Genomic DNA, 26,814 nt, shown 5'->3' with positions numbered 1-26,814 from the left:
CGCGGGATGAGAAGTGGAGCGCGGAGCGGCAGGAGCGGGATCAGGAGCGGAGGATGCGGGAACGGCAATCGACACAGTCTTCCCCTTCGGGCCAAAGACCCAGGTGCCCGTGAGTACCGGGGAATCCTAACCGCCTCGAACACTCAGACCACCGCCGCCTTCTGAGTGGTCATCAGTGGCGTATCCGTCTTGACGACCCGCCGGAAGGCCGCCGTCCCCCGATTGAGGTCGTGTCCGATGGCGGTCGCCTCGATGTCCGCCGAGAACCACCGGTTGCCCTCTCCGTCGGGCGGGTCCTCCCTGACCCGCAACCGCCCGTGCACCACCAGGGGTTCGCCGACCGATACGGACCCGGCGAGGTTCACGGCGAGGGTGCGCCGCGCCCACACGGTGTAGAAGCTGGTGGACCCGTCGGTCCAGGCCTCCTTGCGCCGGTCGAAGTACCGCGGCGTCACGGCGAACCGGAACCTCGCCGACGGTCCGCTGACCGTCTCCTTGTAGTCGATCTGCGTCGCCACGTACCCCACCAGCGTCACCTGGGTGTCGTTCATCCCGGTCGCCTCCCCCGCATGTCGCGCCCGTACGGACCATCCGCACGAGGTACGCACCATGCTGGGGCCGGCCGCCGGATCCCGCTCCGGCCTGTGGATTACCGGCGGGTTGTGGACAACCGGCTCCCCCCTGCGGCCACCGCCGCGTACTGGTCGCGGACCTCCCGGTAGCGCAGCAGCTCCGCCGCGACCGGCTCCAGCACCCGGGCCCGCCCGCATCCGGCCGCCGCCTGCCGCAGCCTGCGCTCCGCGTCCTGCCCGTACCTGCGCGCCGGTCCCCGGGCGGCGATCGAGCAGGCCCACTCCACCAGCGGCCCGCCGACGATGCCCGCCACCATCAGCAGCACCGGCGGCAGCAGCTTCGGCTCCATGACCCCGACGATCTGCCCGACCAGCCACAGTCCGCCGTAGATCTGGAGCAGCGTCATGGCCGCCTGTCCCAGCACCGCCGCCGGCCACCACGCGGGCCGCGGCGGTTTGACGCCGGGCACCGCGACGGCCGCCCCGATGGTCACCGCCAGCTCGTCCAGCGCCTCCGGGAGGCCTTCGGCGCCGCGCACCGCGGTCTCCCGTACCGCCTGCGCCCACGGCTCGGGCAGGCCGGTGGCCGCCTCCTCGGCGACCGCCCGTACGGCCTGTTCCACCCGCTGACGTGCGGTCACCTCCGCCTCGACGGGCGGTTCGGCGGCCGCAGTGCCCCGCCCGCCGATCACCGCGAGAGCGGCCAGGCCCGCCAGCGTGCGCGGCGCGCGGCGGCTCTCGTACCACCGCCACAGCCGCAGCCAGGGCGTCCCGCACGCCTTTCCGGCATTGCGCCGCCAGGCCCGCTCGGCCGCGAGCCCGGCCGCGTACGCCCCGACCGCCTCGGCGAGCCGGTCCTCGAACTCGGCGCGCGCCGCCTCCCCGATCTCCGGCCCGGCGTGCCCGTCCGCGACGTACAGCGGGCGCAGGCGCAGGGCGGCCCGGTCGACGTCGGCGGAGATCCGCCGGGTCGCGGCGCCCTTCTCCTGGGTGAACTGTGCGAGGAGCTCGCGCAGTTCACCGACGCCCTCGCCGGTGAGCGCGGACAGTCCGAGCACGGTGGCCCCCGGCTCGCCGTGCTCGCTGAGCGCGATGCCGTCTTCGTCCAGCAGCCGCCGCAGGTCGTCCAGCACGAGGTCGGCGGACTCCCCGGGCAGCCGGTCCACCTGGTTCAGGACGACGAAGGTGACCTCCGCGTGCCCGGCCAGCGGCCGCAGGTACCGCTCGTGGAGGACGGCGTCCGCGTACTTCTCCGGGTCCACCACCCACACCACCGCGTCGACCAGGGCCAGTACTCGGTCCACGTGCTCGCGGTGCGCGCCGACCGCCGAGTCCAGGTCGGGCAGGTCGACGAGGACCATGCCGCGCAGCGCCTCCGCCTCCGCGGTCTCGCGGGGCCGGCGCCGCAGCCGGCCCGGGATCTCCAGGCGGTCCAGCAGTCCGGCCGCCCCGTCCGACCAGCTGCACGCGATGGGTGCCGCGGTGGTCGGGCGGCGCAGGCCGGTCTCGGAAATCTGTACTCCGGCGAGTGAATTGAAGAGGGTGGACTTGCCGCTTCCGGTGGCTCCGGCGATCGCGACGACCGTGTGCTGCGGTGACAGCCCGCGCCGCGCGGCCGCCTCGTCCAGGACGCGGCCCGCCTCGGCGAGGGTCTTGCCGTCGAGGCGGGTCCGGGACAGTCCGACCAGCTGGCGCAGCGCGTCGAGGCGTGCGCGCAGGGCCCGGCCCTCGGGGCTGAGCGGGGGCGCGGTCGCCTTGCCGCCGTCGCTGCCGGCGCCGGAGACGGCCCGTACGAGCGCCTCGTCGTTCTCGTCGCCCTCCTCGTCCTCGCCGTTCCCCGGGGGGCGGGGACGGGAGCGCGCGATGAGTCCGTCGTCCCAGCGGTCGTCGGCGCGGTCGGTCAGGGCGGTCACCGCGTCACCTCTCCTTCTGCAGTACGGACAGCGCGGCAATCAGTTCGGCCTGTGGTTCCGGGGTCACTTCGAGTGCTTCCAGCGGGGCGAGCCGGCGGTCGCGTTCGGCGCGCAGCACCTCGTCGAGGTGCTCGCCGACCAGTTCCCCGCCCCGGTCGCGCAGGCGCAGGGCGGCTTGGGCGCCGATCCGTTCGGCAAGTTTCTCGCCGGCGGGCCGGGCCCGCTTGCCGCCGAGGAGGGCGGCGACGAGCAGGGCCGCGATCCCGTCGGGGTCGGGTGGCGGCTGCCGGTCGGAGCGGGCGACCTCCTCCTCGGCGAGTTCCTCCAGCACGCGCCGCCAGCGCCGTACGGCCATGCCGATGCGTTCGCCCGCCTCGCGGTCGGTCACGGGCAGGGGTACGGCTCCGGCGGCCGGCTCGCGGCGCCAGCATTCGGCGATCCGCTCGTCGGCGGCGGCGACAGCGCACTGGAGGAGCGCGGCGAGCGACTCGGCGAGGGAGTCAAGGAGTTCGTCGGCGGTGGTGTCGAGGGGGTAGCCGCGCCACCGGGTCAGCGCGTCGCCGGCCAGTACCGCGCCTTGGTCGAGCCGGTTGCGGACCCGCCTGCCCTCCCGCTTGTACGCGTCTTCGACGGCCGTGGTCAGCCGTACGGCCGCGGCGTGCTGGGCGGCGACGGCGGAGGCGAGTTCGGGCATCCGGCGCCGCAGCGAGTCGAGTGCGCCCAGGGCGGTCCGGCCGACGGCGTACTGGCGGGCGGCGGGGTCCTGCGCGTGGTGGGCGAGCCAGGCGTAGAGCGGCGCGACGGCGCTGGCGGGAAGCAGCCCGCCGCCGCCGGCCGATTCGGGGAGTTCCGGGACGGTGAAGCGGGGTACGTCGCCCAGCCCGGCCCGGGTGAGCAGGGCCCCGTACTGCCGGGAGACCTCGGCGAGCACCTGGTGGGGGACGCGGTCGAGGACGGTGATGAGGGTGGCGTTGTACTGCTTGGCGGTGCGCAGCAGGTGCCAGGGGATGGCGTCGGCGTACCGCGAGGCGGTGGTGACCATGACCCAGACGTCGGCCGCGCAGATGAGCTGGGCGGCCAGTGTCCGGTTCTCGACGACGAGGGAGTCGATGTCGGGGGCGTCGAGGATGGCGAGTCCGCGCGGCAGGGTGGAGACCGTCTCGATCCGCATCTCACGGCTCGCGTGGCCCGATCCGCTCCCCCGGGCTCCGCCGCGGCCGTTTCCGCGGCCGCCGGCGTGGCCCCGGTCGCGGGACCGTGACGGGGCGTCGGACAGCGCGTCCTCCTCTCCGTGCGGCACCCAGACCCGCATGAGGTCGGGCAGCACCCGCATTCCGGCGAACCAGTGGTGATCGTCCGGATGGCAGACGAGCACCGGCGTGCGCGTCGTGGGACGCAGCACTCCGGCCTCGCTGACCTGTCGCCCGACGAGTGAATTCACGAGGGTGGACTTGCCGGCTCCGGTGGACCCGCCGATGACGGCGAGCATCGGCGCCTCGGGCGCCTTCAGCCGGGGTACGAGGTAGTCATCGAGCTGTGCGAGCAGCTCTGCTCTGGTCTGGCGGGCGCGCGGAGCACCGGGCAGGGGCAGCGGCAGACGCACGGACGCGACCCGGTCGCGCAGGGCGGACAGGGCATCGAGCAGCTGAGGCCGAACATCCAAGGTCACCACATGCGAAGAATGCCCAATTTAGGACCATTTTTGAAGCTTATACGTCCTCTGCGCGCCGACCGCGACTCCAGCGGGACATCGTGGACACAGCGGACTAGTGGGGCGCAGGCATAACGAGTGCACAACACCCAGGGCGCCGCGGCGCAAAAGCGATGCGAGAATCGCACCTGCCTGCGATTATCGGGACCGCTTCACCGAACCTCCACATCGTGTCACGCGAGTGAAGCAACCGGGACAAGGCAACCGGAGCCCTATCCTTGACCCGGCACGGATCCACAGTCCCACCCCCACCAAGGGGCTCCAGGCCCACCAGGGCCACCTTCCGGCCCCCGTAGCTCAGTGGATAGAGCAGGTGCCTTCTAAGCACTTGGCCGCAGGTTCGAGTCCTGCCGGGGGCACCACACCTTCACCCTCGAAGCCCTCCCACCGGGAGGGCTTTTGCGCAGGTCCGAAGCACCCTAGCGAGCGCGCTGTAGCACTGCCGTAAGAGCCGCACACCCGTACGGAGCCGGGCGGCGGGCGCTTCGGCTACCTGCGCGCCTGGGTGAAGCGGAGCATGTTCCCCGCCGGGTCGCGGAAGGCGCAGTCGCGGACCCCGTACGGCTGGTCGACCGGCTCCTGGAGCACCTCGCCACCCGCCGCGCGGATGCGCTCGAAGGTGGCGTCGCAGTCCTCGGTACTGAAGATGACGGCGCGCAGGAGGCCCTTCGCCAGGAGTTCCGCCATGGCCTCCTTGTCGGCGGCGGAGGCGTTCGGGTCGGCGAGCGGCGGTTCGAGGACGATGTTCACGTCGGGCTGCGAGGGCGCGCCGACGGTGACCCACCGCATCCCCTCGAATCCGACGTCGTTGCGCACCTCCAGACCGAGTACGTCCCGGTAGAAGGCGAGCGCCTTGTCGTGGTCGTCGACGGCGATGAAGCACTGCGAGAGCTTGATGTCCATGCGCTCCACGCTAGGGGCCGGGTGTGGCCTTCGCTTCTCCGTTCCTGACCGGTCGCGTGTGGATCTTGGCGACGCAGGGCGGGATGGCGGCGCTCTCGTCGTGGCTGCGGGCCCGGTACGCGCTCGGGCTCTCGCCGACCAGTTCCGTGAACCGCGAGCTGAAGGACCCCAGCGAGGTACAGCCGACCTCGAAGCAGACCTCCGTCACGGTCAGGTCGCCCCGCCGCAGCAGGGCCTTGGCCCGCTCGATCCGCCGTGTCATGAGGTAGCTGTACGGCGTCTCGCCGTAGGCGGCTCGGAAGCTGCGGGAGAAGTGCCCCGCCGACATGAGGGCCGTACGCGCCAGCGCCGGCACGTCGAGCGGCAGCGCGTAGTCGCGGTCCATCTGGTCACGGGCCCGGCGCAGCCGGACGAGGTCCTCCAACGTCACCCGACCACCATCCCACAGGGGGCGCGGACCCGGCCCCCGCGCGGGCGCCCGGTCCCGAGTTGCGGGGGGACCGGTGAGGGGGTTGCGTGGAATCAGGTGCGTGCGTGGTCCCCTGTTTCCACCCGTCTGGGGGGTGAACCCCTCGTGCAGTTCACTCATCGCGTCGACGCCGGGCGGCGTCTCGCCGAGGCGGTCCGTCACCTGAAGGGGGAGAGCCCCGTCGTTCTGGGGCTGCCGCGCGGGGGCATTCCGGTGGCCTTCGAGGTGGCCCAGGCCCTCGGGGCGCCGCTCGACGTGATCGTGGTCCGCAAGCTCGGCGTCCCCTACCACCGCGAGCTGGGATTCGGGGCCATCGGCGAGGGTGGCGTACGGGTGATCAGTGAGGACATCGCCCGCCGCAGCGGGGTCCGGGAGGAGGACCTGGCGGCGGTCGAACGCGCCGAGGAGAAGGTGCTCGCCCGGCAGGCCCTGAAGTTCCGCGAGGGCCGTCCGCGGGTCGATCCCGCCGGCCGGACGGTGATCGTGGTCGATGACGGGATCGCGACCGGCGCCACCGCCGCCGCCGCGTGCGAGGTGGTGCGGGCGATGGGCGCCGCCCGCGTGGTGCTGGCCGTACCGGTGGCTCCGCCGGACGCGGTGGCGTGGCTGCGCACGGAGGCGGACGAGGTGATCTGTCTGACCACGCCGCGCGCCTTCTCGGCCGTCGGCGAGTGGTACCAGGACTTCTCCCAGACCCCGGACGAGGAGGTCGTCGACCTGCTGGCGCGGGCCGCGGCGCGGGCCGGTTCCCCCTCGGACACCGGTACCGGGCGGGAGGCCGAGGCCGAGGTGGAGGTGGATGCCGGCGGGGTCGCGCTCGCCGGGGACCTCGCCCTGCCCGCGGGCACCCGCGCGGTGGTCATGTTCGCGCACGGTTCCGGCAGCAGCCGGCGCAGCCCGCGCAACCGCGCGGTGGCGGCCGTACTGAACCGGGCGGGCCTCGGAACCCTGCTCTTCGACCTGCTCACACCGGCCGAGGAGACCGACCGGGCGAACGTGTTCGCCATCGAGGTCCTGGCCGGGCGGCTGGCGGACGCCACGCGCTGGATGCGCGCCCGCGAGTCCCTCCCGATCGGCTACTTCGGGGCCAGCACCGGCGCCGCTGCCGCACTGTGGGCGGCCGCGGAGGAGGACAACCGCATCGGCGCCATCGTCTCCCGCGGCGGCCGGCCCGACCTCGCGGCGCAGCGGCTCGCCGGCGTACGGGCGCCCACCCTGCTCATCGTGGGCGGCCGCGACAGGACGGTGCTCGAACTCAACCGGCAGGCGCAGCAGGAGCTGCGCCGCTGCGAGAACCGGCTGGAGGTCGTCCCGGGCGCCACCCACCTCTTCGAGGAACCGGGAGCCCTGGACGAGGTCGCCGACCTCGCGCGCCACTGGTTCGCCCACCACCTGTGACCCGCAGGGCTCAGGAGATCCCGAGGAGCCTCACGGACTGGTAGTACGTCCACGCCGTGCTGTCGCACGAGGCCTTGCGCGTACCCGAGTACGCCGCGCAGACCCTGCGGAGGTCGGCGTGGAAGGCCTCGTCCAGCCGGGGTTTGGCGGCCGGGAACAGGCCTGCCGCGCGGTGGTTGCGGTATCCGAAGTCATGGCGTGCGCAGGCCAGCCGGAAGGGGAAACCGAAGGGGTTGTCCGGGGAGGTCGTGCAGTAGTCCGTCGACCAGTCGAAGCCGTACGCGGCCCAGCTGTCCCGGTGCTCGCGCGCCTCGGCCCAAGCCCGGTAGCTGGCGGCGCCGGTCTGCGTCCACCGGCTCAGCACCAGCGGCTTGTCGGCGGGCGCCGCGGAGGCGTCGGCGGCCGGAGCCAGGGCGAGCACCACGGCCGCGGCCGCCGAGGCGACGGCGGGGAGGAGACGAGGGGCGGCGGGACGGGCAGCAGGACGAGTGGCACGGCGGACGGCACGGCGGGGCATGGAATTCCTCGGGGCCGGGGACGGGGGCGAGTTGGGGAGGGGGAATCCGCCCGGGCGGATTCCCCCTCCCCAACTCCCCCTGCTGCCGCCGGGTCACTGGGTGACGAGGCGCATCTCCGCTGCGGTGCTCGCCGCGAGGTGACGGCGGCGGCTCGGCAGCATCATGGTCGGGTGGGCGACGCTCCAGACCGTGGCCGCGCAGATCAGCTCCTTGATGCGGGCGCCGGTCCGGCCCGTGATGACGGTGGAGGTGACCTCGTCTTCGTGGGTCACGCGCTGGACGATCGCGTCGCGCCGGCCGAGGCTGATGCACTGGCTGGCATAGCCGATGGTGGTCTGGGGAACCTTGCGGCCGGTCAGGCGCGCGGCGAGGGCGTCGGCGGCCTCCCACGCCATCGGGGTCGCCGTGGCGCAGGACATCCGCAGCGGCTTGCCGCCCGCTCCTTCGGCGATCGCGGCGTCGCCGACGGCGTACACGTCGGGGTGCGAAACCGAGCGCATGGTGCCGTCGACGACGATCCGCCCGGTGTCGGACACCTCCAGGGTGGTGGCGGCCGCGATCGGGTGGACGGTGAAACCGGCGGTCCACACGGTCAGCTGCGCCGGAATCCTCCCGGCCGCACCGGTGACCACGCCGTCCGCTTCGACGCGCGTGATGTCGGCCCGCTCGTGGAGCGTGATGCCGAGCCGGTCGAAGGCGCCGCGCAGGTGGCGCTGGGCCTTTTCGCTGAGCCAGTCCCCGACGCCCCCGCGTGCGGCGATGGCGACCTCGAGGTCCGGCCGGGCCTCGGCGATCTCGGTGGCCGCCTCGATCGCGGTCAGTCCGCCGCCCACGACCAGTACGGTCCCGCCCGGCGCCAGCTCGCCCAGGCGCGCCCGCAGTCGCAGCGCGCCCTGCTTCCCGGCGAGGTCGTGGGCGTACTCGGCGACACCGGGGACGCCGTGGTCGGCGGCGGTGCTGCCGAGGGCGTAGACGAGGGTGTCGTATCCGAGGGTCTCGGCGCCGTGCTCGGTGGTGACGTCGACGGTCTTGCGGTCCGCGTCGACCGCGGTGACCCATGCCTGCCGGAACCGCACGCCACTGCCCGCGTAGACGTCGCGCAGGGGCCGGCGCGGCAGATCCTGGCCGCTCGCGAGCTGGTGCAGGCGTACCCGCTCGACGAACAGCGGGTCGCCGTTGACCAGGGTGATCTCCACGTCGTCGCGGTGCAGGCGCCTGGCGAGGCGACCGGCGGCGATGGCTCCGGCGTACCCGGCTCCCAGGACGACAATGCGGTGCTTCATGGCTCGCTCCTATCCGGTTGGACTCGCCTCCTGAACCGGACAGCCGAACGATCCCTGACATGAAACGAATGTGATGTGGGTCACCACATCTGTGCGAGGGGGTGATGCGGGCCGGTGGCCGCCCACTGGCGCGTCATGCGTTCCAGTTTCTCGGGATTGACCTGGATGCGGACCGCCCCGACGCCGTCGGGCGTCGCCTCGAGGCAGATGACGCCGACCACCTGCCCGCCGGCCTCGACCAGCACGGCCGGGCCGCCGTTGACGACGGCGGCGTGCAGGGCGGCGTTGCCGCCGACCTGCGCCCGCTTGGCGTCGGTCCGGCGGAACAGGCCACGCAGGTACCGGGCGATGCCGAGCGCACCGAGGACCGGCGTCCTGCGGGCCGGCACCCGGTCACCACCGTCGGCCACGGCCACCGCGTCGCCGGTGAGCAGCCGGATCAGCGGCTCGGTGTCGCCGCTGAGCGCCGCGGCGAGGAACTCCTCGACGACCTTCCCCGCGGTGACCGCGTCGACCTCGGTGCGGGCCCGGTCGCCGGCGACGTGCTGCTTGGCACGCCGGTAGATCTGCTGGCAGTTCGACTCGGTGAGGTCGAGGATCTCCGCGATCTCGCGGTGCGCGTACCCGAACGCCTCGCGCAGCACGTACACCACGCGCTCGTTGGGCGACAGCCGCTCCATGACGGTGAGCACCGCGAGGGAGACCGACTCGCGCTGCTCCACGGTGTCGGCCGGCCCGAGCATCCTGTCGCCGGCGAGGACCGGCTCCGGAAGCCACTGCCCCACGTACGTCTCGCGCCGGGCGCGCGCCGAAGTGAGCTGGTTGAGGCAGAGGTTGGTGAGCACCTTAGTCAGCCACGCCTCGGGCGTCTCGATCAGCTCCCGGTCCGCCGCGTGCCACCGCAGGTACGTGTCCTGCACCGCGTCCTCCGCGTCACCGGCCGACCCCAGCAGGCGGTAGGCGATCGCCTCCAGGCGGCCCCTGGAGTTCTCGAACAGATCGGCCTCGTACGTGCGGAGCGACATCCCGTCATGATCGGCCATGTTCGCGGGCCCCGTCCACCCCGGCCCGTGGTGGGCTTGCGGTGCGCGGTGCGGGCCCGGCTGGCTCTCAGGTATGAGGCCGTGTGATACCTGCGGCAGAGTTCCGATTCGTACCGGGGAGGGACGCGCGATGACGGCGCCGCCGCCGAGACTTGGGGCATGAACCGCCGCCGTCCGTTCGTGATCGCCGCAGCCGGTGTGGGCCTCCTCGCCACCGCCGCCTTCGCGCTGCCCAACCTCCCGCCCAACCCGGTCACCGACATGGTCAACGCCCGGGTGTTCAAGGAGAAGGGGCGGCGCTTCGCGACCGCCGCCGACGCCCCCACGCGCGGGGACGTGCCCTTCGTCCTGCCGTCCTGGATACCCAAGGACGCCACCGACGTCCGCATACGGGTGCGCACCACCGGCGAGTCCAAGCTGATCCGGTTCACGCTGGGGGCGACCCCGCTCGACGGCCCGCAGTGCACCGCCGGGCCGCCGAAGCGGGTCGTCGGCCCGGACCTGGGGGCCACGTGGTGGCCGCACGACGGCCTGCGGGCCGAGGAGCGGACCGAGTGCCGGGACGTCCACCAGTACCAGGTCGCGGTGCGCGGAAAGCGGGTCTACGCCTGGACCGACGGCACCCCGTCCCCGGGCGCGGGGAAGCGGGACGGCGTGCCGGTCAGCGCACTGGGGGGTGCCCGGCCCTGATTCGCAAGGGACCCGCTAGCCGCGGGCCAGGGCTGTCGCCGTGGCCCGGGCGAAGCCGTCCGGGTTGTCGAGCATGATGTTGTGGCCGCAGTCGGGGAGGGCCACCACGGTCACGCCCGCCGCCTCCAGGGCGTCGGTTCCCGGGAGCGGGCCGTCGGCCTCGGGGAGCAGGAAGGTGCGCGGAACCTTCAGCTCCAGCAACAGCTCGCGCATGGTGGGCTGCGTACCCGCCGCGAGGTGAACCGCGCTGCGGTACAGGGCCGTCCGGCCCGCCAGCCGCATCGTGGCCCACCAGTGCGCGCCGGCCCGGTCGCGCACCTCCTGCCAGCCGCCGGCGAGGAACTCCTCCTCGCTGTAGGAGGCGATGCCGCTGCTTCCCGCGGTTCCGGGGAGGCAGGGCTGCGGGTCCAGATTGGCGTCGACGAGCACCAGCCGGGAGACCAGGGCGGGGTGCCGGGCGGCGAGCACGATGGCCACGGCGCCGCCCATGCTGTGCCCGATCACCTCGGCGCCTTCCACCTCGGCTTCGGCGAGGGCGGCGGCCAGCGCGTCGGCGTGTTCCTCAAGGGTGTAGCCGAACGCCTCGGGCCGGTCGCTGTGCCCGTGGCCGAGCAGGTCGATCAGCAGCGAGCGCCGTCCCGCCAGCAGCGGATGGACCGCGCTCGCCGCGAAGTAGGCCGGCGCACTGGCCCCGAGGCCGTGCACGTACACGCGGGCCGGTTCCTCCCCCGGCAGCTCGACCCATCGGATCCGGTCACCTTCCGCGGTGACGGCGGCACTTCGCACGTTCGCTCCCCCCTCGTCGTCGTCGAGGGGACGAGGATAGGCAGCACCGCGGGAGATACGCTCGGTCAGGTGATCGAGTACGTGAACCAGCTCGGCGGCGGCGCACCGCGGACCGGAGCGGCCCCCGGGGCCGCCGCCGCGGCGGTGTGGTCCCTGGACACCACCCTGGACGTGGTCGGAGGCCACCCGGTGGGCGCGGCCGCGGCCGTGCTGGACGCGGCCGAACGGCAGCGGGCCGAGGCACTGTTGCGCCCCGCCGACCGGCAGCGCTACCTCGCCTCGCACCTCGGGCTGCGCGTGCTGCTCGGCGGCTACCTGGGGCTGGCTCCGCAGGAGGTCGTCCTGGTCCGGGAGGACTGCCCGGGCTGCGGCGGCCCGCACGGCCGCCCCGCCGTGGCCGGCGGCGGCGTCCACTTCTCCCTCTCGCACAGCGGGAACCTGGCCTACCTGGCCTTCGCCGGGGTGCCGGTGGGCGTCGACGTGGAGGAGGTACCGGGCGCCGAAGCCGTGGCGGACGTACTGCCCCTCCTGCACCCGGCGGAGACCGCCGAACTGGGCGCCCTGCCCGACCCGGACCGCCGGCCGGGCCTCGCCCGCGTCTGGGCCCGCAAGGAGGCCTGCCTGAAGGCCACCGGCGCCGGACTGGCCAACGGTCTGGCCGACCCCTACGTCGGTTCCGCCCCCACCCCGGCCTCCGTCCCCGGCTGGACCCTGACGGACCTTCCGGCCCCCGCCGGCTATGCGGCGGCCCTGGCCGTCGCTACCGGGCGGCCCGGCGCCGGGGTGTCCTAGGGGCGCCCCGAAGGGACGCCGTACCGGCTCGGTCGTCGCCCGCCACGCCGCGCCGGAAATCCACCCCGTCTCCCCGCCCTCCCGGCCTTATCGTGGCCGCCATGGACATCCGCCGGGCCGTCACCCCCGCCGAGATCGCAGCCGCCGAGGGCCTCTTCGACGGGCCCGCCCGCGAGGAGTGGTCCGCCCGCTTCCTCGCTTCGCCGGGGCACGTCATGCTCATCGCCTACGTCGACGGCGTGCCCGCCGGCATGGTCACCGGCGTCGAGATGAGCCACCCCGACAAGGGCACCGAGATGTGCCTGTACGAGCTCTCCGTGGACGAGGGCTACCGCCGCCGCGGGATCGGCCGGGCTCTGGCCCTGGCCCTGGCCTTCGAGGCGGAGTCGCGCGGCTGTTACGGCATGTGGGTGGGGGTCGACACCGACAACGAGGCGGCCCTGGCCACCTACGCCTCCGCGGGCGCCCGCGACGAGGGCCTCTTCGCGATGCGCGGCTGGCCCATCGCCCCGGAAGCCGCAGCTCCCTGACCCTGCGCCCCCGCCCGGCCCTGCCTGCGGCCGCCACCCCGTAGCCCCCGCGGCGGCGTGTCGTGCGCCCACTCGGCGCACCCTCCGCGCGCCCGCGGCGGCGTTCGCCCAGCATCGGCCGCATGACCGCACTGACCGCACTGCTCCCCGCCGCCGCCCTCCTCGCGGCCGCCACCACGGCCGCCGCCCTGCCGCCGCACCCCGACGCCACCGAAGCCGAACACCCCACCGCCCCCTACGTCGTCGTCCTGAAGGACACCACCTCCCGCGCCCCGACCCGCGCCGTGGCCGCCGAGGCCGCGGAGGCCGGCGACGAGGTCCGGGCCGTCTACGACGCCGCCCTGCACGGCTTCGCCGTCCGCACCACCGCCGCCCGCGCCGCCACCCTGGCCGCCGACCCCCGGGTGGCTTCCGTGGAGCCGGACGCGCCGTTCCGCATCGCCGACACGCAGCCCCAGGCGCCCTGGCCGCTGGACCGGATCGACCAGCGCGAGCTGCCGCTCGACGGCTCGTACACGTACGGCGCGAAGGCCGAGGGCGTCACCGTCTACGTCCTGGACACCGGGATCAACGTGCGCCACCGGGAGTTCGGCGGCCGCGCCCGCACCGGCCACAACGCCGTGTGGCCGGGGACCTCCGGCGACTGCAACGGCCACGGCACGCACGTCGCGGCGACCGTGGGCGGGCAGACGTACGGGGTCGCCAAGGGCGTCTCCCTCGTCGCCGTGAAGGTGGCCGACTGCCGCGGCGACGGGACGCTGTCGGACATGGTCGGCGGCCTCGACTGGATGGTGAAGGACGCCGCCAAGGCCCCCGGTACCCCTGCCGTCGCGAACATGAGCATGGGCGGCACCCGCAGCCGCGCCCTCGAAGCGGCGGTGGCCCGGGCGGTCGCCGCCGGGATCACCGTCACCGTCGCCGCCGGCAACGACGGCAAGGACGCCTGCACCGTGTCCCCGGCCGTCGTCCCCGCGGCCATCACGGTCGGCGCCACCGACGCCGAGGACCGCCGGGCACCGTTCTCCAACCACGGCCGCTGCGTGGACCTCTCGGCGCCCGGCGTGGGCGTCGTCTCGGCCTGGAGGGGCTCGCGCACCGCCCTGGCCCGGTCCTCCGGCACCTCCATGGCCTCCCCGCACGTGGCCGGTGTCGCCGCGCTCATCCTGGCGGACGGCACGGCGAAGACCCCCGCCCAGGTGTCCGAGGCGCTGGTACGCAGCTCCGTACGCGGCCGGATCACGGCGCTCCCGGCCGGCACGCCCAACCTCCTGCTGCACCTCCCCACCGACCGCTGAGTCCGGTCACCAACCAGTCGGTATCCGATGGGCCATCAGACTGCCTCTGATGGCCCATCAATTTCTGTGTGCTTCGGGCGAAAACAAGTCATTGACTTCTCATCACGGCGAAGCGTCAATGTCGGCCACCGCACCGGCTCGACCTCCCCCACACAGCGGGTGGGGGGAGGGGTTCGTCATGACGAAGGAGTCGCGACCCAGTGAGTACGAGAACGCTCGGACGAAGAGTGCTGGCCGGGGCGGGCGCGCTGTCCCTGGCCCTGACCGGCGGCGTCATGGGCATGGCGGGGACGGCCCAGGCCGCGACCAAGACCACGCCCGTGTTCGTGAAGTGCGTCGCCCCGGCGCCGCAGCCGGGAGCCAACGGCAACCAGGACTTCACGGTCACCCTCCCCGACGGTGCGAAGGCCGGGGACGTCGTGCCCATCACGATCGATCCGGGCGAGACCCCGGTCGTCCCGATGTTCACGATCGACACCGTGAACACGATCAAGGCCAAGCTGATCGTCGGCGGCGTCGCCCAGACCGTGACCAGCCCCGCCACACCGAGCCACCAAGAGGCGAACAAGAAGGCCGATCCCCCTGCCTTCAGCGGGACCGTCACCATCCCGGACGGCACCGAGGGCACCACCATCCAGGTCACGATCGACCAGATCATCACGGACGCCGACCTGGGCGGCACGGTCTACACGACCACCTGTACGCCCGATCCGCGCCCGAGTGCCTCGGTCGGTTCGGTGGCCGTGGCCGCCGTACCCAAGGTGCCGACGACGACCAAGGTGACGCCCAACAGCGGCAAGGCGGGGACCGCCGTCGTCGTCACCGGCGCCAACTTCCCGGCGGGACCGGTGAGCTGTGGCGCGCTGCTCGCGGGCGCGGCCACCGGTGACACCGGTACGGGCACGGCCGACGCCTCCGGCGTCGCGACCTGCAACCTCACGGTCACCAAGAAGGCCGACGAGATCAAGATCGACGGTTCGACCGGCGGGGGGAAGGCCTTCGTCTACCTCGAGGACCAGCCCGGCGTCCAGAACCCGGTCGACGTCGAGGTGCTGCCGGGTCCGCTGGCCATCGGCCCGCAGGGCGGCAACCCCGCCGTCAGCTTCGGCAAGGTGACCATCAACGGCAAGCCCCAGTCCGTGGTGGGCCAGTTCACCGCGATGTCCGTCCAGGATTTCCGCGGCGGATCGCTCGGCTGGGACGTGACGGCGACCCGTACGCCGTTCCTGAACACGGCCACGGGCCATTCGATGGCGAAGGCGCAGATCGGCATCCAGCCCTCCTGCGCCGTCACCAACGCGGACAGCCCGAGCACCTGCACCGCCGGTACACCGGGCGCCATCTCCGACACCCCGATGAAGATCGCCTCCCAGGCGGCCGGCGGGGAGGAACTGACCGGTGGTGAGTTCGCCGTCGGCGGAGCCGGGATGATCCAGCTCCCGGCGTTCATGTTCGCCGACACCTACCAGACGGTCGTGACCTTCTCGATCGCCTGATCCGTACGGCCCGTGCTCCGGGTGGTGCGGCGCGCCGGCGCCGCACCACCCCTCGCCCCTTTCCGTGCCGACGGGAGAACCCCCATGCGCACCCGCACCTCTCCGTTCTTCGGTCTGCTCACCGGCCTGCTGCTGGGCGCGGGCCTGCTGATCGCCGCCCCCGCGACGGCCGCCGACAACGGCACCTGGGGGGTCTTCCCCACGCCCCCGGCCGGTGCGCCGATGACCGACCGCGGCTACTTCTTCCACCAGGGGGCGGCCGGGACCACCGTCAGCGACAGCGCGACGATCCTGAACTCCTCCGACAAGGACCTCACCTTCCAGGTCTTCGCCACCGACGCCGTGAACACCCCCGCGGGCGGCGCCTTCGCGCTGCTGCCGGTGGAGACGAAACCCAAGGACGTCGGCGCGTGGATCACGCTGCCGCCGGACACCGCGACCACCGTCACCGTCCCGGCCAAGGGCCGCAAGGACGTCCCGTTCACCGTGAAGGTCCCGGCGGACGCGACGCCCGGTGACCACGTCGGCGGGATCGTCGCCCTCAACACCGCCGTGGAGGGCGTGCAGCAGGAGGGCAAGGTCCAGGTCGGGGTGAAGCGCTCGGTGGGCGCCCGCCTCTACTTCCGGGTGCCGGGGCCGCTGACCCCGGGGCTGAGCGTGGAGGACGTACGGGTCAGCCGGTCGGCGCCGCTGCTGCCCTGGGTCGAGGACGCCCGCGCCACGATCTCGTACGCGCTGGTCAACCGGGGCAACGTGGTCATCGAGCCGAAGGTGACGGTTTCTGCCGAGGGCCTGTTCGGGCGCGAGGTGCTGAAGCGGCCCGCCCGCGAACTGAAACTGTCGCTGCTGCCCGGTCAGCGGATCGAGCTGACCGAACCCTGGCCGGACGCCCCCCAGTCGGACTGGGTGACCGTGCGCATCCGGGCGGGAGCCACCGCACACCCCGAGCTGGTCACCGAATCCGCGACGGACTTCGTCGCCGTGCCGTGGCCGGCCGTCGGACTGGTCCTGGTGCTGACCGGTGCGGGCACGGCGCTGCTGGTGCTGCGGCGGCGCCGACGGCAGCCCGCGGCGGACCGGCCCGATGCGGAACGGCACCTGGCCCGGACCCACTGAGCGGCGAAGTCGTCCCGGGTGACGGCACCCGGCCGGACGGCAGGACCGGCAAGCGGGCTCGCCCCCGCGTGAGGGTTGCGGGGGCGAGCGGACCTGCGGGACGACCGGGCGTGCGGCGTACGGGCTTGCGCGCGGTCAGTGGTTGCGGGGGAAGCCCAGGTCCACGCCGGCCGGCGCGTCCGCGGGGTCGGGCCAGCGGGTCGTGACGACCTTGCCCCGGGTGTAGAAGTGGATGCCGTCGTTGCCGTAGATGTGGAGGTCGCCGAAGAGCGAGTCCTTCCAGCCGCCGAAGGAGTGGTAGCCCACCGGCACCGGGATCGGCACGTTGACGCCGACCATGCCCGCCTGGATCTCCAGCTGGAAGCGGCGGGCCGCGCCGCCGTCGCGGGTGAAGATCGCGGTGCCGTTGCCGAACGGCGAGGCGTTGATGAGGTCCACGCCCTCCTCGTAGGTCTCGGTGCGCAGCACGCACAGCACCGGGCCGAAGATCTCGTCGCGGTAGGCGTCGGAGTCGGTCCTGACGTTGTCGAGGAGCGAGAGGCCGATCCAGTGGCCGTTCTCGAAGCCGTCCACCGTGTAGCCGGTGCCGTCCAGGACCACGTCCGCGCCCTGGTCGGCCGCGCCCTTCACGTACGAGGCGACCTTGTCGCGGTGGGCGGCCGTGATCAGCGGGCCCATCTCGGAGGTCGGGTCGTTGCCGGGGCCGATCTTGATCTTCTCGGCGCGCTCGCGGATCTTCTCGACGAGGGTGTCGGCGATCGAGCCGACGGCCACGACGGCGGAGATCGCCATGCAGCGCTCGCCGGCCGAGCCGTAGGCGGCGGAGACCGCCGCGTCGGCGGCCGCGTCCAGGTCGGCGTCCGGGAGGACCAGCATGTGGTTCTTGGCGCCGCCCAGCGCCTGGACGCGCTTGCCGTTGGCGGCGGCCGTGGTGTGGATGTGGCGGGCGATCGGGGTCGAGCCGACGAAGGAGACGGCCGCGATGTCGGGGTGGGCCAGCAGGGCGTCGACGGCGACCTTGTCACCGTGGACCACGTTCAGCACGCCCGCCGGCAGACCGGCCTCGCTCGCCAGCTCGGCCAGCTTGACGGAGGCGGAGGGGTCCTTCTCGCTCGGCTTGAGGATGAAGGTGTTTCCGCAGGCCACGGCCAGCGGGAACATCCACATCGGCACCATCGCCGGGAAGTTGAAGGGGGTGATGCCCGCGACCACGCCCAGCGGCTGGCGGATGGCGGAGACGTCCACGCGGTTGGAGACGGAGGTCGACAGCTCGCCCTTGAGCTGGGTGGTGATCCCACAGGCCAGCTCGACGATCTCCAGCCCGCGGGCGACCTCGCCCAGCGCGTCCGAGTGGACCTTGCCGTGCTCGGCGGTGATCAGCTCGGCGATGGCGTCGCGGTTGGCGTCCAGCAGGGCGCGGTAGGCGAACAGCACCTTGGTGCGGGCGGCCAGCGAGGACTGGCCCCAGGTCTGGAAGGCCTCCTTCGCGACCTGTACCGCCGCGTCGACCTCTTCGGCCGAGGCGAGCGCGACCTGCGTGGTGACCTCGCCGGTGGCCGGGTCGGTGACCGGGCCGTAGTTGCCCGACGCGCCCTCGACGGTCTTGCCACCGATCCAGTGGTTGACGGTCTTCATGTGCCTTGCTCCTTCACAGATGGCGACGTCGCTGCGCGGCTTGCCGGTCGTACTCTTCACGGGCCCGGGCCGCCGCCTTGCGGCTCGCGGTCTCGGCCACAGGAACATCCCACCACGCCTGTGCCGGGGGTGGGCCCGACACAGTGTCGGGCGTTCGGGTCTGTACGTAGACACATGTGGGACGCGTCGCCGAGCGGGCCTCGGCCAGGGCTTCGCGCAGGTCACGTACGGTGCGGGCGCGGATCACGGCCATCCCCAGGGAGGCCGCGTTGGCCGCGAGATCCACCGGAAGGGGGTCGCCGGTGTAGGAGCCGTCGGAGGCCCGGAAGCGGTAGGCGGTGCCGAACCCCTCCGCGCCCACGGCCCCCGAGAGGCCGCCGATGGAGGCGTAGCCGTGGTTGTCCAGGATCACCACCTTGATCGGGACGCCCTCCTGGACGGCGGTGACGATCTCGGTCGGGTTCATCAGGTAGGTGCCGTCGCCGACCAGCGCCCACACCGGGCGGCCGGGGGCGGCGAGGGCGACTCCGATCGCGGCCGGGATCTCGTAGCCCATGCAGGAGTACCCGTACTCCAGGTGGTACTGGTCCGCCGACCGGGCCCGCCACAGCTTGTGCAGATCGCCGGGGAGGGACCCGGCGGCGTTGACCAGGATGTCGTCGGCGCCGACCAGCGCGTCGAGCAGCCCCAGCACCTGGACCTGCGTCGGGCGGGCGTCCTCGTCGGGAGCCGCGTAGGCCCGGCCGACCAGCCGCTCCCAGCGCTCTTTCCTTTCTTTGTACGTCGTCTCGTACGAGGGGTCCACGCGGTACCCGGAAGCCGCGTCCCGGAGGTCTTCCAGGCCCACTCGCGCATCACAGACCAGCGGCCGGGCGGCGAGTTTGTGGGCGTCGTACGGGTCGAGGTTGAGCCCGATGAACCGGACGGCGGGATTCTGGAACAGCGTCGCCGAGGCGGTGGTGAAGTCCGTCAGCCGGGTCCCGGCGGCGATCACCAGGTCGGCGCCGCGGGCCAGCTCGTCGGCGGCGTCCGTACCGGTGTGCCCGATGCCGCCCACATCGGCGGGATGGTCGTGGGGGAGCGACCCCTTGCCCGCCTGCGTGCAAGCCACCGGGATCCCGGTGGCCTCGGCGAACTCCGCCAGGGCGGCCTGGGCCCCGCTGTGCCGAATGCCGCCGCCGGCGACGATCAGGGGGCGCGCGGAGCCCCGCAGAACTTCGGCGGCCCCGGCCAGCTCGGTGCGGTCCGGCCGGGGGCGGCGGACCGCCCACACCCGCTCGGCGAAGAACTCCTCGGGCCAGTCGTGGGCCTCCGCCTGCACGTCCTGCGGCAGCGCGAGGGTGACGGCCCCGGTCTGGACGGGGTCGGTGAGCACCCGCACGGCCTGGAGGGCGGCCGGGATCAGGGCCTCGGGCCGGGTGATCCGGTCGAAGTAGCGGGAGACGGGGCGCAGGGTGTCGTTGACGGAGAGGTCGCCGGCGTGCGGGACCTCCAGCTGCTGGAGCACGGGGTCGGCGGGCCGGGTGGCGAAGGTGTCCCCGGGCAGGAGGAGGACCGGGATCCGGTTGATGGTGGCGAGGGCGGCGCCGGTGACGAGGTTGGTGGCGCCGGGTCCGATGGAGGTGGTGACGGCATGCGCGGAGAGCCGCCCGCACTGCCGGGCGTAGCCGACGGCGGCGTGCACCATGGCCTGCTCGTTGCGCCCCTGGAGGAAGGGCATGGCCTCGGGGCCGGCCTCGAGGAGCGCCTGTCCGATGCCGGCCACGTTCCCGTGCCCGAAGATCCCCCAGGTGGCGGCGATCAGGCGGTGGCGCCGTCCGTCACGCTCGGCGTACTGGCGGGAGAGGAAGCGTACGAGTGCCTGGGCGGTGGTGAGCCTCACCGGTGGTCCTCCGCTCGGTGGAAGGGCAGCCGGGGGTCGATCTCCTGCCCCGGCCAGGTGTCGCGGATCCAGCCGTGGTCGGGGTGGTCGCGGATCAGCCACTCGCGGGTGGCGTCGGGGCCGGCCATCACGTTCAGGTAGTACATGTCGTGCCCGGGGGCGGCCATGGAGGGCCCGTGCCAGCCATCGGGGATGAGCACGGCGTCCCCGGTGCGCACCTCGGTCAGGATGTCGGTCTTCCCGGCCGGCGAGGGGGTGACGCGCTGGTAGCCGAGCCCGGGGGTGCCCCCGTGCGGGGCGATCTCGAAGTAGTAGATCTCCTCCAGGCGGGACTCCTCGCCGGGGTGGTGCTCGTCGTGCTTGTGGGGCGGGTACGAGGACCAGTTCCCGCCGGGGGTGAGCACCTCGACGGCGATGAGCCGGTCGCAGGCGAAGGCCTCGGCGGCGGCGAAGTTGTTCACCTGCCGCGAGCAGGTCCCGGCGCCGCGCAGCTCCACCGGGACCTCCCGGGCGGGCCCGTACCGGGCCGGGAGCCGGCGCTCGCACCGGGCCCCGACGAGCGCGAACCGGCCGCCGCCGTCCGAGGTGACGTCGGCTTCCGCATCGCGGGGCAGGTAGGCGAAGTCGGTGACCCCGTCGAACACCCCGGCCCGCCCGTGCAGTTCGAAGACCACCGGCGGTGTGGTGCCGGGCCCTGCGGGGCTTCCCCCACCCCACCCCTTCCCGAAACCGTGGCCCTGCCCCGGCCCCCGCGCCTCAAACGCCGGCGAGGCTGGATGGGGCCTGCCTCCGCCGACACCCACCTCCGAAGAAGCTGCACCCGAAACTTCAGGGCCGCCAAAAACCAGCCCCGCCGGCGTTTGAGGTGCGGGGTCCGGGGCGGAGCCCCGGCAGCGGACCCGGCAGCCGCCCGACAGCGGCAGTAGGATCCACTCCGCGCTCCCGCACGGGAATCCGTACGTCTCCCCCGGGGCGAGGTCGAGGACCACCAGCCTCGTCCACTCCATCCCCCACTCAGAGACCACCGGCACGGCCCACCACCTCCTCCACCTCGTGGGGGAACGGCATCGCCGCCCCGCACGCCAGCCGCGAAGCCACGATCGCCCCCGCCGCGTTCGCGTAGCGCACCACCCGCTCCAGCTCCCATCCCGCCAGCAGCCCGTGGCACAGGGCCCCGCCGAACGCGTCCCCGGCCCCCAGCCCGTTCACCACTTCCACCGGCACCGGCGGCACCTGTGCCACCGTCCCGTCGCGGTGCACCGCCAGCACGCCCTCGGGGCCCCGCTTGACCACCGCCAGTTCGACGCCGGCGGCGAGCAGTGCCCGCGCCGCCGCATACGGCTCGGCCGCCCCGGTGGCGATCTCGCACTCCTCCTCGTTGCCGACGGCGACCGTCGCCCCGGCCAGCGCCCGCTCGTAGTACGGCCCGGGTTTCTCCCGCCACAGCATCGGCCGCCAGTCCAGGTCGAACACCGTGATCCCGGACTTCGCCCGCGCTTCCAGCGCCGTCAGCGTCGCGGCCCGCGAGGGCTCCTCGCTCAGGCCCGTCCCGGTCATCCAGAACACCCGCGCGGCCCGTACCGCCTCCAGGTCCAGCTCCTCCGCCGCGATCTCCAGGTCGGGGGCCTTCGGCAGCCGGTAGAAGTACAGCGGGAAGCGGTCGGGCGGGAAGATCTCGCAGAAGGTGATCGGCGTGGGGAAGTCCGCGACCTCGGCCACCCACCGGTCGTCCACCCCGAACTCCCGCAGTTCGTCCCGCAGATACCTCCCGAAGGGATCCGCCCCGGTGCGGGTGATCATCGCCACGCGCCGTCCCAGCCGGGCCGCCGCGACGGCCACGTTGGCCGGGGAGCCGCCCAGGAACTTGCCGAAGGTCTCCGCGTCCGCCAGTGCTACGCCGGTCGTCAGCGGGTAGAGATCCACCCCGATCCGGCCCATCGTGATCAGGTCGAACGCGAACGGATCGCCGGTGCCTGTGCCGGTCACGGTCAGTCCTCCCAATTCGTCTTGCACCCCTAAGGTGGCCGCTATGACGTCCTCCCCGCCCGCGTTGACCCGTATCCGCGTCGGTTCGGCTCCGGACTCCTGGGGTGTCTGGTTTCCCGACGACCCCCGGCAGACCCCCTGGGAGCGGTTCCTCGACGAGGTCGCCGACGCGGGGTACGAGTGGATCGAGCTCGGCCCCTACGGCTATCTGCCCACCGATCCCGCCCGACTCGCCGAGGAAACCGCCAAACGCGGGCTGCGCGTCTCGGCCGGAACCGTCTTCACCGGACTCCATCACGGGCCCGCCGTATGGGAGGACACCTGGGAGCACGTGTCGCGGATCGCTGCGCTCACCCGGGCCATGGGCGCCGCGCACCTCGTCGTGATCCCCTCCTTCTGGCGGGACGACAAGACCGGTGAGGTGCTGGAGGACCGCACCCTCACCCCCGCCCAGTGGCGTCAACTGGCCGCCCAGACCGAGCGGCTGGGCCGGGAGGTGCTGGACCGTCACGGGCTGCGGATCGTGGTCCACCCGCATGCCGACACGCACATCGACACCCCGGAGAACGTGGCGCGCTTCCTGGACGCCACCGACCCGGCCCTCGTGTCGCTGTGTCTGGACACCGGGCACTACGCCTACTGCGGCGGCGACAGCGTCCAGGCCGTCGAGACCTTCGGCGAGCGCATCGGCTACCTCCACCTCAAGCAGGTGGACCCGCGCGTCCTCGCCGAAGTCGTCGCGGACCAGGTGCCCTTCGGCCCGGCCGTGGCCCGCGGGGTGATGTGCGAACCGCCGTCCGGGGTGCCCGCGCTGGAACCGGTACTGGCGGCGGCCGAGCGGCTCGGAGTGGACCTGTTCGCCATCGTGGAGCAGGACATGTACCCCTGCGAGCCGGACCGGCCGCTGCCGATCGCCCGCCGCACCCGCGCCTACCTGCGCTCCTGCGGCGCCCGCTGACCCCCGGGAGGGAACGACATGAGCACGCTCGCAATCGCCGTGATCGGCACCGGGAAGATGGGAACCGACCACGTCCGCCGGATCGGCCGGACCGTCGGCGGGGCCCGGGTGGTGGCCGTGGCCGACCCGGACGGGGACCGGGTCAAGGAGGTCGCGGCCGCCCTGGACGGGGCCGGCGCGTACACCGACCCGGCGGCCGCGATAGCCGCGCCCGGGGTGCAGGCCGTCCTCATCGCCTCCCCCGGGCCCGCCCACGAGGAGGCGATCGGGCAGGCGCTGGCACGGGAACTGCCGGTGCTGTGCGAGAAGCCGCTCTCCCCGGACCCGGCGGGTGCCCTGCGCATCCTGGAGGCCGAACAGCGGTTGGGGCGCCGACTGGTCCAGGTGGGGTTCATGCGCCGCTACGACGCCGAGTACGAGCGGCTCAAGGAGCTGCTGGACGCGGGCGGGATCGGACGTCCGCTGTTCCTGCACTGCCGGCACCGCAACGCCTCCTCGCCGTCCTTCTTCACCAGCGACATGCTGATCAGCGACTCGGTGGTGCACGAAGTGGACGCGGCCCGCTGGCTGCTGGGGCAGGAGATCACCGCCGTCACCGTGCTCTCCCCCACGCCCACCGCAGCCGCCCCGGAGGGGCTGCGCGATCCCCGGCTGGTGCTGCTGGAGACCTCCGGCGGGGCCGTCGTCGATGTGGAGATCTTCGTCAACTGCGGTTTCGGCTACCAGGTGCAGTGCGAGGCGGTCGGCGAGGCGGGCAGTGCCCGGATCGGCGACGGCCACGCGATGGTGGTGCAGGCGGCCGGCCGGTGGGGAGGCGCGATCGACCAGGACTTCACGGTGCGCTTCGCCGACGCCTACGACCGGCAGCTGCGCGGCTGGGTGGCCGCGGCGGCGCGGGGCCGGGTGGCGGGCCCGGACGCGTGGGACGGTTACGCGGCCGCCGCCGTGTCGGAGGCGGGCCTGACCGCCGCGCGCAGCGGCGCACGGACCCTCGTGGAACTGGCGGAACGGCCCGCTCTGTACACACGCTGAGCCCTTTTCGCTCGGCCCCTCCAACAGCCGGACTCTTCCTGCAGGCCTTCTCCCGCCGGGCGACCCTTGTGCCTCGTCTGTCACAGGGGTCGCCTTTGTGTCACGTATGTCCGCATCACGCGGGTCTTCCGTCACAGCCGTTCGACAGCCCCTCCCCTGACTTCGCCCCGCATCGTTCCCCGGGCAGAACCCCGAGTGATCGTCAGGGTCCACGCGCCGGCTCCCCCGACGGCCTCCCGGCCGGCCCCGCGGCGTGGACAAGGAGGTGTCGTCATGAGCGACCGACAGCTGTGGTCGTACAAGGAGATCGCTGCCCACATCCGGGTCCAGCCGGACACGGTCCGCTCCTACCGGAAGCACGGACTGCTCCCGCCGCCGGACCATGTGGAGGGCGGCAAGCCCTATTGGTACGCCGACACCGTCCGTGCCTGGGTGGCCCGACGCCCCGGCAACCGGGGCCGTCGCGAGGAGTGACCCGGGCTCCGGCCACCCCCGCGACGCGGCCCGCCCGGGCCCCCTCCCCTGTCCGTTGGCTACCGGGTCCCGGCCGGGACCCGCTCCGGCTGCTCCACCACCGGCGTCGGCGACTCCCCCTCGCTGAGCCCGATCCGCTCGTGCAGGCGGCGCAGCGGGCCCGGCGCCCACCAGGTGGCGTTCCCGGTCAGCTTCATGACCGCCGGGACCAGGAGGCTGCGGACGACCATCGCGTCCATCAGCACCGCCAGCGCGATCCCCAGGCCCAGCATCTTGGTGTTGGTCACCCGCGAGGTGCCGATCGCCACCATCACCACCGCCAGGATCAGGGCCGCGGCGGTGATCAGCCCGCCGGTGCGGGCCAGTCCGGCGCGCACGGCCCCCTCGTGGTCCCCGGTCCGGTCGTACTCCTCCTTGATCCGGGATATGAGGAACACCCCGTAATCCATGGACAGTCCGAAGGCGATGCAGAACATCAGCACGGGCAGTGTGGTCTCGATGTCCCCGGTGGAGGTGAAGGAGAGCAGTCCGGAGAGGTTGCCCTCCTGGAAGACCCACACCACCGCCCCGAACATCGCGGTCAGGCTCAGTGCGTTGAGCAGCACCGCCTGGAGCGGTATGAGCAGACTCCCGGTGAGCAGGAAGACCAGCAGCAACGTGGCGAGCACCACCAGGGCCAGCGCGGCGGGCAGAGCGGATGCGATGGCCTTCTGGGTGTCGACGAGCCTCGCCGCCTGTCCTGCCACGGAGATCCGGAAGTCGGCATCGACCTTCCGCACCTCGCCGACCAGGTCCTGGGCCTGCGGCCCCACCGCCTCGCCCTCCGAGGTGACCGAGAAGTACGCGTACCGCGCGCCGGCGTCGGTGCTCACCGGGCCGTCGATGCGGACCACCCCGGGCAGTGCGGCCACCCGGTCCCGGTAGGCGGCGAGTTCGGCGGGGCCGGACGCCCCCTCGGCGAGCACGGTGAGCCCCCCGCCGGGGCTGCCCGGGAAGGCGTCCCGGATCTGCTGCTGGACCACATGCGACTCCGCGGTCCGGGGCAGCTGCCGGTCGTCCACGGTGCCGAACTTCACGCCGAGGAAGGGCAGTCCGAGGAGCAGCAGTCCCGCTGTGGTGGCCATCGCGAACAGCGGGGCCCGGCGCATCACCAGCGCGGCCGCCCGCCCCCAGCCCCGCCCCGGTTCGGTGGTGGCACCAGGCACGCCCCCGGGCGCGGCCCCCCGCCGCCACAGCCGACGCAGGTCGAGGGAGTTGACCCGCTCGCCGAGCAGCACCAGGGCCGCCGGCAGCAGGATGAGCGCGGCCGCTGCCGCCAGCAGGACCACCGCGACCCCGGCGTAGGCGAAGGAGCGCAGGAAGGACATCGGGAAGAAGGCCATCGCCGAGAGGGCGACCGCGACGGTCAGCGCCGAGAACAACACGGTGCGCCCGGCGGTGCGCAGGGTGGCCCCGACGGCGCCCACCGGGTCCCGTCCGGCGGCGAGCTCCTCGCGGAACCTGCGGACGATGAACAGGGCGTAGTCGATGGCGAGTCCGAGACCGAGCGCGGTGGTCAGGTTCTGCGCGAAGACGGAGACCTCGGTGAACTCGGTCAGGCCGCGCAGCACCGCGTTGGTGCCGAGGATGGCCACGATGCCGACGCCGAGCGGCAGCAGGGCCGCGACGGCGCTGCCGAAGACGAGGACCAGCAGGACGAGGGTGATCGGCAGGGCGATCAGCTCGGCGCGCAGGAGATCCTCCTGGATGGTCGTGGTCACCTCGCGCTGGACCGCCACCGGCCCGCCGAGGGAGACCCGCACCGGCCCGTGTTCGCCCCGGTAGCGGGGGGCGATCCGCTCCAGCACCGCGGTGGCGGCCTTCTGGTCACCCAGCACCCTGGCCGCGATCAGGGCCTGCCGGCCGTCCTCCGAGCGCAGCGCGGGAAGCCGCGTGCGCCAGTACGAGCCGACTCCCACGACCCCCTGCTCGGCGGCGAGCTGCTCCGTCAGCCGCTCGGCCTCGGCGGCGACGGCGGGGTCGTCCACCCCTGCCGCCCCCGCGCCCGCCGCGGCGTCCACGAGGAGCAGCAGATTGGGCTGGGAGGCCGGGAACTCGCGTTCCAGGGCCGCGGCGGCGTAGGTGGACTGGGCGTCCGGGTCCTCCCAGCCGCCACTGCTCATCCGCTCGGCGACGCCACCGCCCGCGAACACGGCGAGCGCCGTGACCACGAGGGCGAGCAGCAGCGAGAGCCGCGGCTTGGCCGTGACGAACCGGGTCCACCTGCCGCTCTCCCCGGACGACGGCGGTTTTTTGACTTCGGACATGACTCGGTGTCCCCTTCACCGTGATT

Annotated in this window: 23 protein-coding genes, 1 tRNA gene and 1 pseudogene; 11 read left to right on the top strand and 14 right to left on the bottom strand. The window is 73.3% G+C overall.

Translation table 11 applies throughout. The features are described 5' to 3' along the window. Positions 1 to 143 precede the first annotated feature (143 nt). The 3 genes from ACIP5M_RS01255 to ACIP5M_RS01245 form a co-directional block, all read right to left on the bottom strand. A complete protein-coding gene (locus ACIP5M_RS01255) occupies positions 144 to 551 on the bottom strand; it encodes a single-stranded DNA-binding protein (RefSeq protein WP_401190616.1) in 408 nt (135 codons plus the stop codon). 98 nt (positions 552 to 649) lie between these two features. Then, positions 650 to 2,485 (bottom strand): GTPase, encoded by a 1,836-nt coding sequence (locus ACIP5M_RS01250; RefSeq protein ID WP_401190614.1) that lies wholly within the window; start codon positions 2,483 to 2,485, stop codon positions 650 to 652. Between the two features lie 4 nt (positions 2,486 to 2,489). Beyond that, the gene (locus tag ACIP5M_RS01245; protein ID WP_401190612.1) at positions 2,490 to 4,148 is read right to left on the bottom strand and encodes a dynamin family protein; all 1,659 of its coding nucleotides are present in this window, start codon (positions 4,146 to 4,148) and stop codon (positions 2,490 to 2,492) included. Positions 4,149 to 4,482: 334 nt separating this feature from the next. Between ACIP5M_RS01245 and ACIP5M_RS01240 the strand changes: the two genes are divergently transcribed. Next, positions 4,483 to 4,558 (top strand) — tRNA-Arg (locus ACIP5M_RS01240). A 127-nt stretch (positions 4,559 to 4,685) separates the two neighbouring features. Here the strand turns inward: ACIP5M_RS01240 and ACIP5M_RS01235 are convergent. Then, positions 4,686 to 5,099: a VOC family protein gene (locus ACIP5M_RS01235; RefSeq protein ID WP_401190610.1), complete on the bottom strand. Its 414-nt coding sequence runs from the start codon at positions 5,097 to 5,099 to the stop codon at positions 4,686 to 4,688. Positions 5,100 to 5,109: 10 nt separating this feature from the next. Further along, the gene (locus tag ACIP5M_RS01230; protein WP_401190608.1) at positions 5,110 to 5,529 is read right to left on the bottom strand and encodes a helix-turn-helix transcriptional regulator; all 420 of its coding nucleotides are present in this window, start codon (positions 5,527 to 5,529) and stop codon (positions 5,110 to 5,112) included. 144 nt (positions 5,530 to 5,673) lie between these two features. On the opposite strand from ACIP5M_RS01230, the gene ACIP5M_RS01225 reads away from it, so the two are divergent. Next, entirely contained in the window at positions 5,674 to 6,966 is a 1,293-nt protein-coding gene (locus tag ACIP5M_RS01225; RefSeq protein ID WP_401190606.1) for a phosphoribosyltransferase family protein, read from the top strand. 10 nt (positions 6,967 to 6,976) lie between these two features. On the opposite strand, the gene ACIP5M_RS01220 is transcribed toward ACIP5M_RS01225, so the two are convergent. From ACIP5M_RS01220 to sigJ, 3 genes are all read right to left on the bottom strand, one after another. After that, positions 6,977 to 7,483 (bottom strand): phospholipase, encoded by a 507-nt coding sequence (locus ACIP5M_RS01220; protein WP_401190604.1) that lies wholly within the window; start codon positions 7,481 to 7,483, stop codon positions 6,977 to 6,979. A gap of 93 nt (positions 7,484 to 7,576) precedes the next feature. After that, positions 7,577 to 8,767 carry an NAD(P)/FAD-dependent oxidoreductase gene (locus ACIP5M_RS01215; RefSeq protein ID WP_401190602.1) on the bottom strand — a complete coding sequence of 397 codons (1,191 nt, stop codon included), beginning with the start codon at positions 8,765 to 8,767 and terminating at the stop codon, positions 7,577 to 7,579. Positions 8,768 to 8,847: 80 nt separating this feature from the next. After that, the gene (gene sigJ, locus ACIP5M_RS01210; RefSeq protein WP_401190600.1) at positions 8,848 to 9,792 is read right to left on the bottom strand and encodes an RNA polymerase sigma factor SigJ; all 945 of its coding nucleotides are present in this window, start codon (positions 9,790 to 9,792) and stop codon (positions 8,848 to 8,850) included. A 177-nt stretch (positions 9,793 to 9,969) separates the two neighbouring features. Here sigJ and ACIP5M_RS01205 point away from each other — a divergent pair, with 177 nt between their 5' ends. Beyond that, positions 9,970 to 10,500, top strand: a complete 531-nt coding sequence (locus ACIP5M_RS01205) for a hypothetical protein (protein WP_401190598.1) — start codon at positions 9,970 to 9,972, stop codon at positions 10,498 to 10,500. Between the two features lie 15 nt (positions 10,501 to 10,515). Here ACIP5M_RS01205 and ACIP5M_RS01200 read toward each other — a convergent pair whose 3' ends face one another. After that, the gene (locus ACIP5M_RS01200) at positions 10,516 to 11,286 is read right to left on the bottom strand and encodes an alpha/beta fold hydrolase (RefSeq protein ID WP_401190596.1); all 771 of its coding nucleotides are present in this window, start codon (positions 11,284 to 11,286) and stop codon (positions 10,516 to 10,518) included. Between the two features lie 69 nt (positions 11,287 to 11,355). Here ACIP5M_RS01200 and ACIP5M_RS01195 point away from each other — a divergent pair, with 69 nt between their 5' ends. The 5 genes from ACIP5M_RS01195 (at position 11,356) to ACIP5M_RS01175 (ending at position 16,515) form a co-directional block, all read left to right on the top strand. Next, positions 11,356 to 12,078 (top strand): 4'-phosphopantetheinyl transferase family protein, encoded by a 723-nt coding sequence (locus tag ACIP5M_RS01195; RefSeq protein ID WP_401190594.1) that lies wholly within the window; start codon positions 11,356 to 11,358, stop codon positions 12,076 to 12,078. A 101-nt stretch (positions 12,079 to 12,179) separates the two neighbouring features. Continuing rightward, positions 12,180 to 12,608 (top strand): GNAT family N-acetyltransferase, encoded by a 429-nt coding sequence (locus ACIP5M_RS01190; RefSeq protein ID WP_401190592.1) that lies wholly within the window; start codon positions 12,180 to 12,182, stop codon positions 12,606 to 12,608. Between the two features lie 122 nt (positions 12,609 to 12,730). Beyond that, on the top strand, positions 12,731 to 13,903 hold the full coding sequence (locus tag ACIP5M_RS01185; RefSeq protein ID WP_401190590.1) for a S8 family peptidase: 1,173 nt from the start codon (positions 12,731 to 12,733) through the stop codon (positions 13,901 to 13,903). A 200-nt stretch (positions 13,904 to 14,103) separates the two neighbouring features. Further along, positions 14,104 to 15,399 carry a hypothetical protein gene (locus tag ACIP5M_RS01180; protein WP_401190588.1) on the top strand — a complete coding sequence of 432 codons (1,296 nt, stop codon included), beginning with the start codon at positions 14,104 to 14,106 and terminating at the stop codon, positions 15,397 to 15,399. An 84-nt stretch (positions 15,400 to 15,483) separates the two neighbouring features. Further along, positions 15,484 to 16,515 (top strand): WxL protein peptidoglycan domain-containing protein, encoded by a 1,032-nt coding sequence (locus ACIP5M_RS01175; RefSeq protein WP_401190586.1) that lies wholly within the window; start codon positions 15,484 to 15,486, stop codon positions 16,513 to 16,515. A gap of 135 nt (positions 16,516 to 16,650) precedes the next feature. On the opposite strand, the gene ACIP5M_RS01170 is transcribed toward ACIP5M_RS01175, so the two are convergent. From ACIP5M_RS01170 to iolC, 4 genes and pseudogenes are all read right to left on the bottom strand, one after another. Further along, a complete protein-coding gene (locus ACIP5M_RS01170; protein WP_401190584.1) occupies positions 16,651 to 18,150 on the bottom strand; it encodes a CoA-acylating methylmalonate-semialdehyde dehydrogenase in 1,500 nt (499 codons plus the stop codon). A 13-nt stretch (positions 18,151 to 18,163) separates the two neighbouring features. After that, positions 18,164 to 20,032, bottom strand: coding sequence for a 3D-(3,5/4)-trihydroxycyclohexane-1,2-dione acylhydrolase (decyclizing) (iolD, locus tag ACIP5M_RS01165; RefSeq protein WP_401190582.1), 1,869 nt, complete (start codon positions 20,030 to 20,032; stop codon positions 18,164 to 18,166). Then, a pseudogene (gene iolB / locus ACIP5M_RS01160) lies at positions 20,029 to 20,703 on the bottom strand (5-deoxy-glucuronate isomerase); the annotation flags it as partial. The pseudogene iolB and the gene iolD, both read right to left, overlap by 4 nt. A gap of 343 nt (positions 20,704 to 21,046) precedes the next feature. Further along, positions 21,047 to 22,018 (bottom strand): 5-dehydro-2-deoxygluconokinase, encoded by a 972-nt coding sequence (gene iolC, locus ACIP5M_RS01155; RefSeq protein ID WP_401190581.1) that lies wholly within the window; start codon positions 22,016 to 22,018, stop codon positions 21,047 to 21,049. Positions 22,019 to 22,061: 43 nt separating this feature from the next. Between iolC and ACIP5M_RS01150 the strand changes: the two genes are divergently transcribed. The 3 genes from ACIP5M_RS01150 to ACIP5M_RS01140 all read left to right on the top strand — a co-directional run bounded on the left by ACIP5M_RS01150 (position 22,062) and on the right by ACIP5M_RS01140 (position 24,482). Beyond that, complete coding sequence (locus tag ACIP5M_RS01150; RefSeq protein WP_401190579.1) at positions 22,062 to 22,976, top strand: sugar phosphate isomerase/epimerase family protein; 915 nt, start codon at positions 22,062 to 22,064, stop codon at positions 22,974 to 22,976. Positions 22,977 to 22,994: 18 nt separating this feature from the next. Then, positions 22,995 to 24,008 carry a Gfo/Idh/MocA family protein gene (locus ACIP5M_RS01145; protein WP_401190577.1) on the top strand — a complete coding sequence of 338 codons (1,014 nt, stop codon included), beginning with the start codon at positions 22,995 to 22,997 and terminating at the stop codon, positions 24,006 to 24,008. Between the two features lie 273 nt (positions 24,009 to 24,281). Next, positions 24,282 to 24,482, top strand: a complete 201-nt coding sequence (locus ACIP5M_RS01140) for a helix-turn-helix transcriptional regulator (RefSeq protein ID WP_401190575.1) — start codon at positions 24,282 to 24,284, stop codon at positions 24,480 to 24,482. Positions 24,483 to 24,541: 59 nt separating this feature from the next. On the opposite strand, the gene ACIP5M_RS01135 is transcribed toward ACIP5M_RS01140, so the two are convergent. Beyond that, complete coding sequence (locus tag ACIP5M_RS01135; RefSeq protein WP_401190573.1) at positions 24,542 to 26,788, bottom strand: MMPL family transporter; 2,247 nt, start codon at positions 26,786 to 26,788, stop codon at positions 24,542 to 24,544. Between the last annotated feature and the right edge of the window lie 26 nt (positions 26,789 to 26,814).

The organism is Streptomyces sp. NPDC088762, assembly GCF_044750905.1.
Classification (GTDB): Bacteria; Actinomycetota; Actinomycetes; order Streptomycetales; family Streptomycetaceae; genus Streptomyces.
Note: the sequence above shows the minus strand (reverse complement) of the source record. Positions and strands in the feature narration are given on the sequence as shown.

What these genes read in the sequence shown, in the direction of transcription:
- ACIP5M_RS01170 (WP_401190584.1), bottom strand. Translation starts at nt 18,150, where the DNA reads ATGAAGACCGTCAACCACTGGATCGGTGGCAAGACCGTCGAGGGCGCG.
- ACIP5M_RS01145 (WP_401190577.1), top strand. Translation starts at nt 22,995, where the DNA reads ATGAGCACGCTCGCAATCGCCGTGATCGGCACCGGGAAGATGGGAACC.
- ACIP5M_RS01185 (WP_401190590.1), top strand. Translation starts at nt 12,731, where the DNA reads ATGACCGCACTGACCGCACTGCTCCCCGCCGCCGCCCTCCTCGCGGCC.
- sigJ (WP_401190600.1), bottom strand. Translation starts at nt 9,792, where the DNA reads ATGTCGCTCCGCACGTACGAGGCCGATCTGTTCGAGAACTCCAGGGGC.
- ACIP5M_RS01220 (WP_401190604.1), bottom strand. Translation starts at nt 7,483, where the DNA reads ATGCCCCGCCGTGCCGTCCGCCGTGCCACTCGTCCTGCTGCCCGTCCC.
- ACIP5M_RS01150 (WP_401190579.1), top strand. Translation starts at nt 22,062, where the DNA reads ATGACGTCCTCCCCGCCCGCGTTGACCCGTATCCGCGTCGGTTCGGCT.
- ACIP5M_RS01235 (WP_401190610.1), bottom strand. Translation starts at nt 5,099, where the DNA reads ATGGACATCAAGCTCTCGCAGTGCTTCATCGCCGTCGACGACCACGAC.
- ACIP5M_RS01205 (WP_401190598.1), top strand. Translation starts at nt 9,970, where the DNA reads ATGAACCGCCGCCGTCCGTTCGTGATCGCCGCAGCCGGTGTGGGCCTC.
- ACIP5M_RS01215 (WP_401190602.1), bottom strand. Translation starts at nt 8,767, where the DNA reads ATGAAGCACCGCATTGTCGTCCTGGGAGCCGGGTACGCCGGAGCCATC.
- ACIP5M_RS01140 (WP_401190575.1), top strand. Translation starts at nt 24,282, where the DNA reads ATGAGCGACCGACAGCTGTGGTCGTACAAGGAGATCGCTGCCCACATC.
- ACIP5M_RS01135 (WP_401190573.1), bottom strand. Translation starts at nt 26,788, where the DNA reads ATGTCCGAAGTCAAAAAACCGCCGTCGTCCGGGGAGAGCGGCAGGTGG.
- ACIP5M_RS01190 (WP_401190592.1), top strand. Translation starts at nt 12,180, where the DNA reads ATGGACATCCGCCGGGCCGTCACCCCCGCCGAGATCGCAGCCGCCGAG.
- ACIP5M_RS01175 (WP_401190586.1), top strand. Translation starts at nt 15,484, where the DNA reads ATGCGCACCCGCACCTCTCCGTTCTTCGGTCTGCTCACCGGCCTGCTG.
- ACIP5M_RS01255 (WP_401190616.1), bottom strand. Translation starts at nt 551, where the DNA reads ATGAACGACACCCAGGTGACGCTGGTGGGGTACGTGGCGACGCAGATC.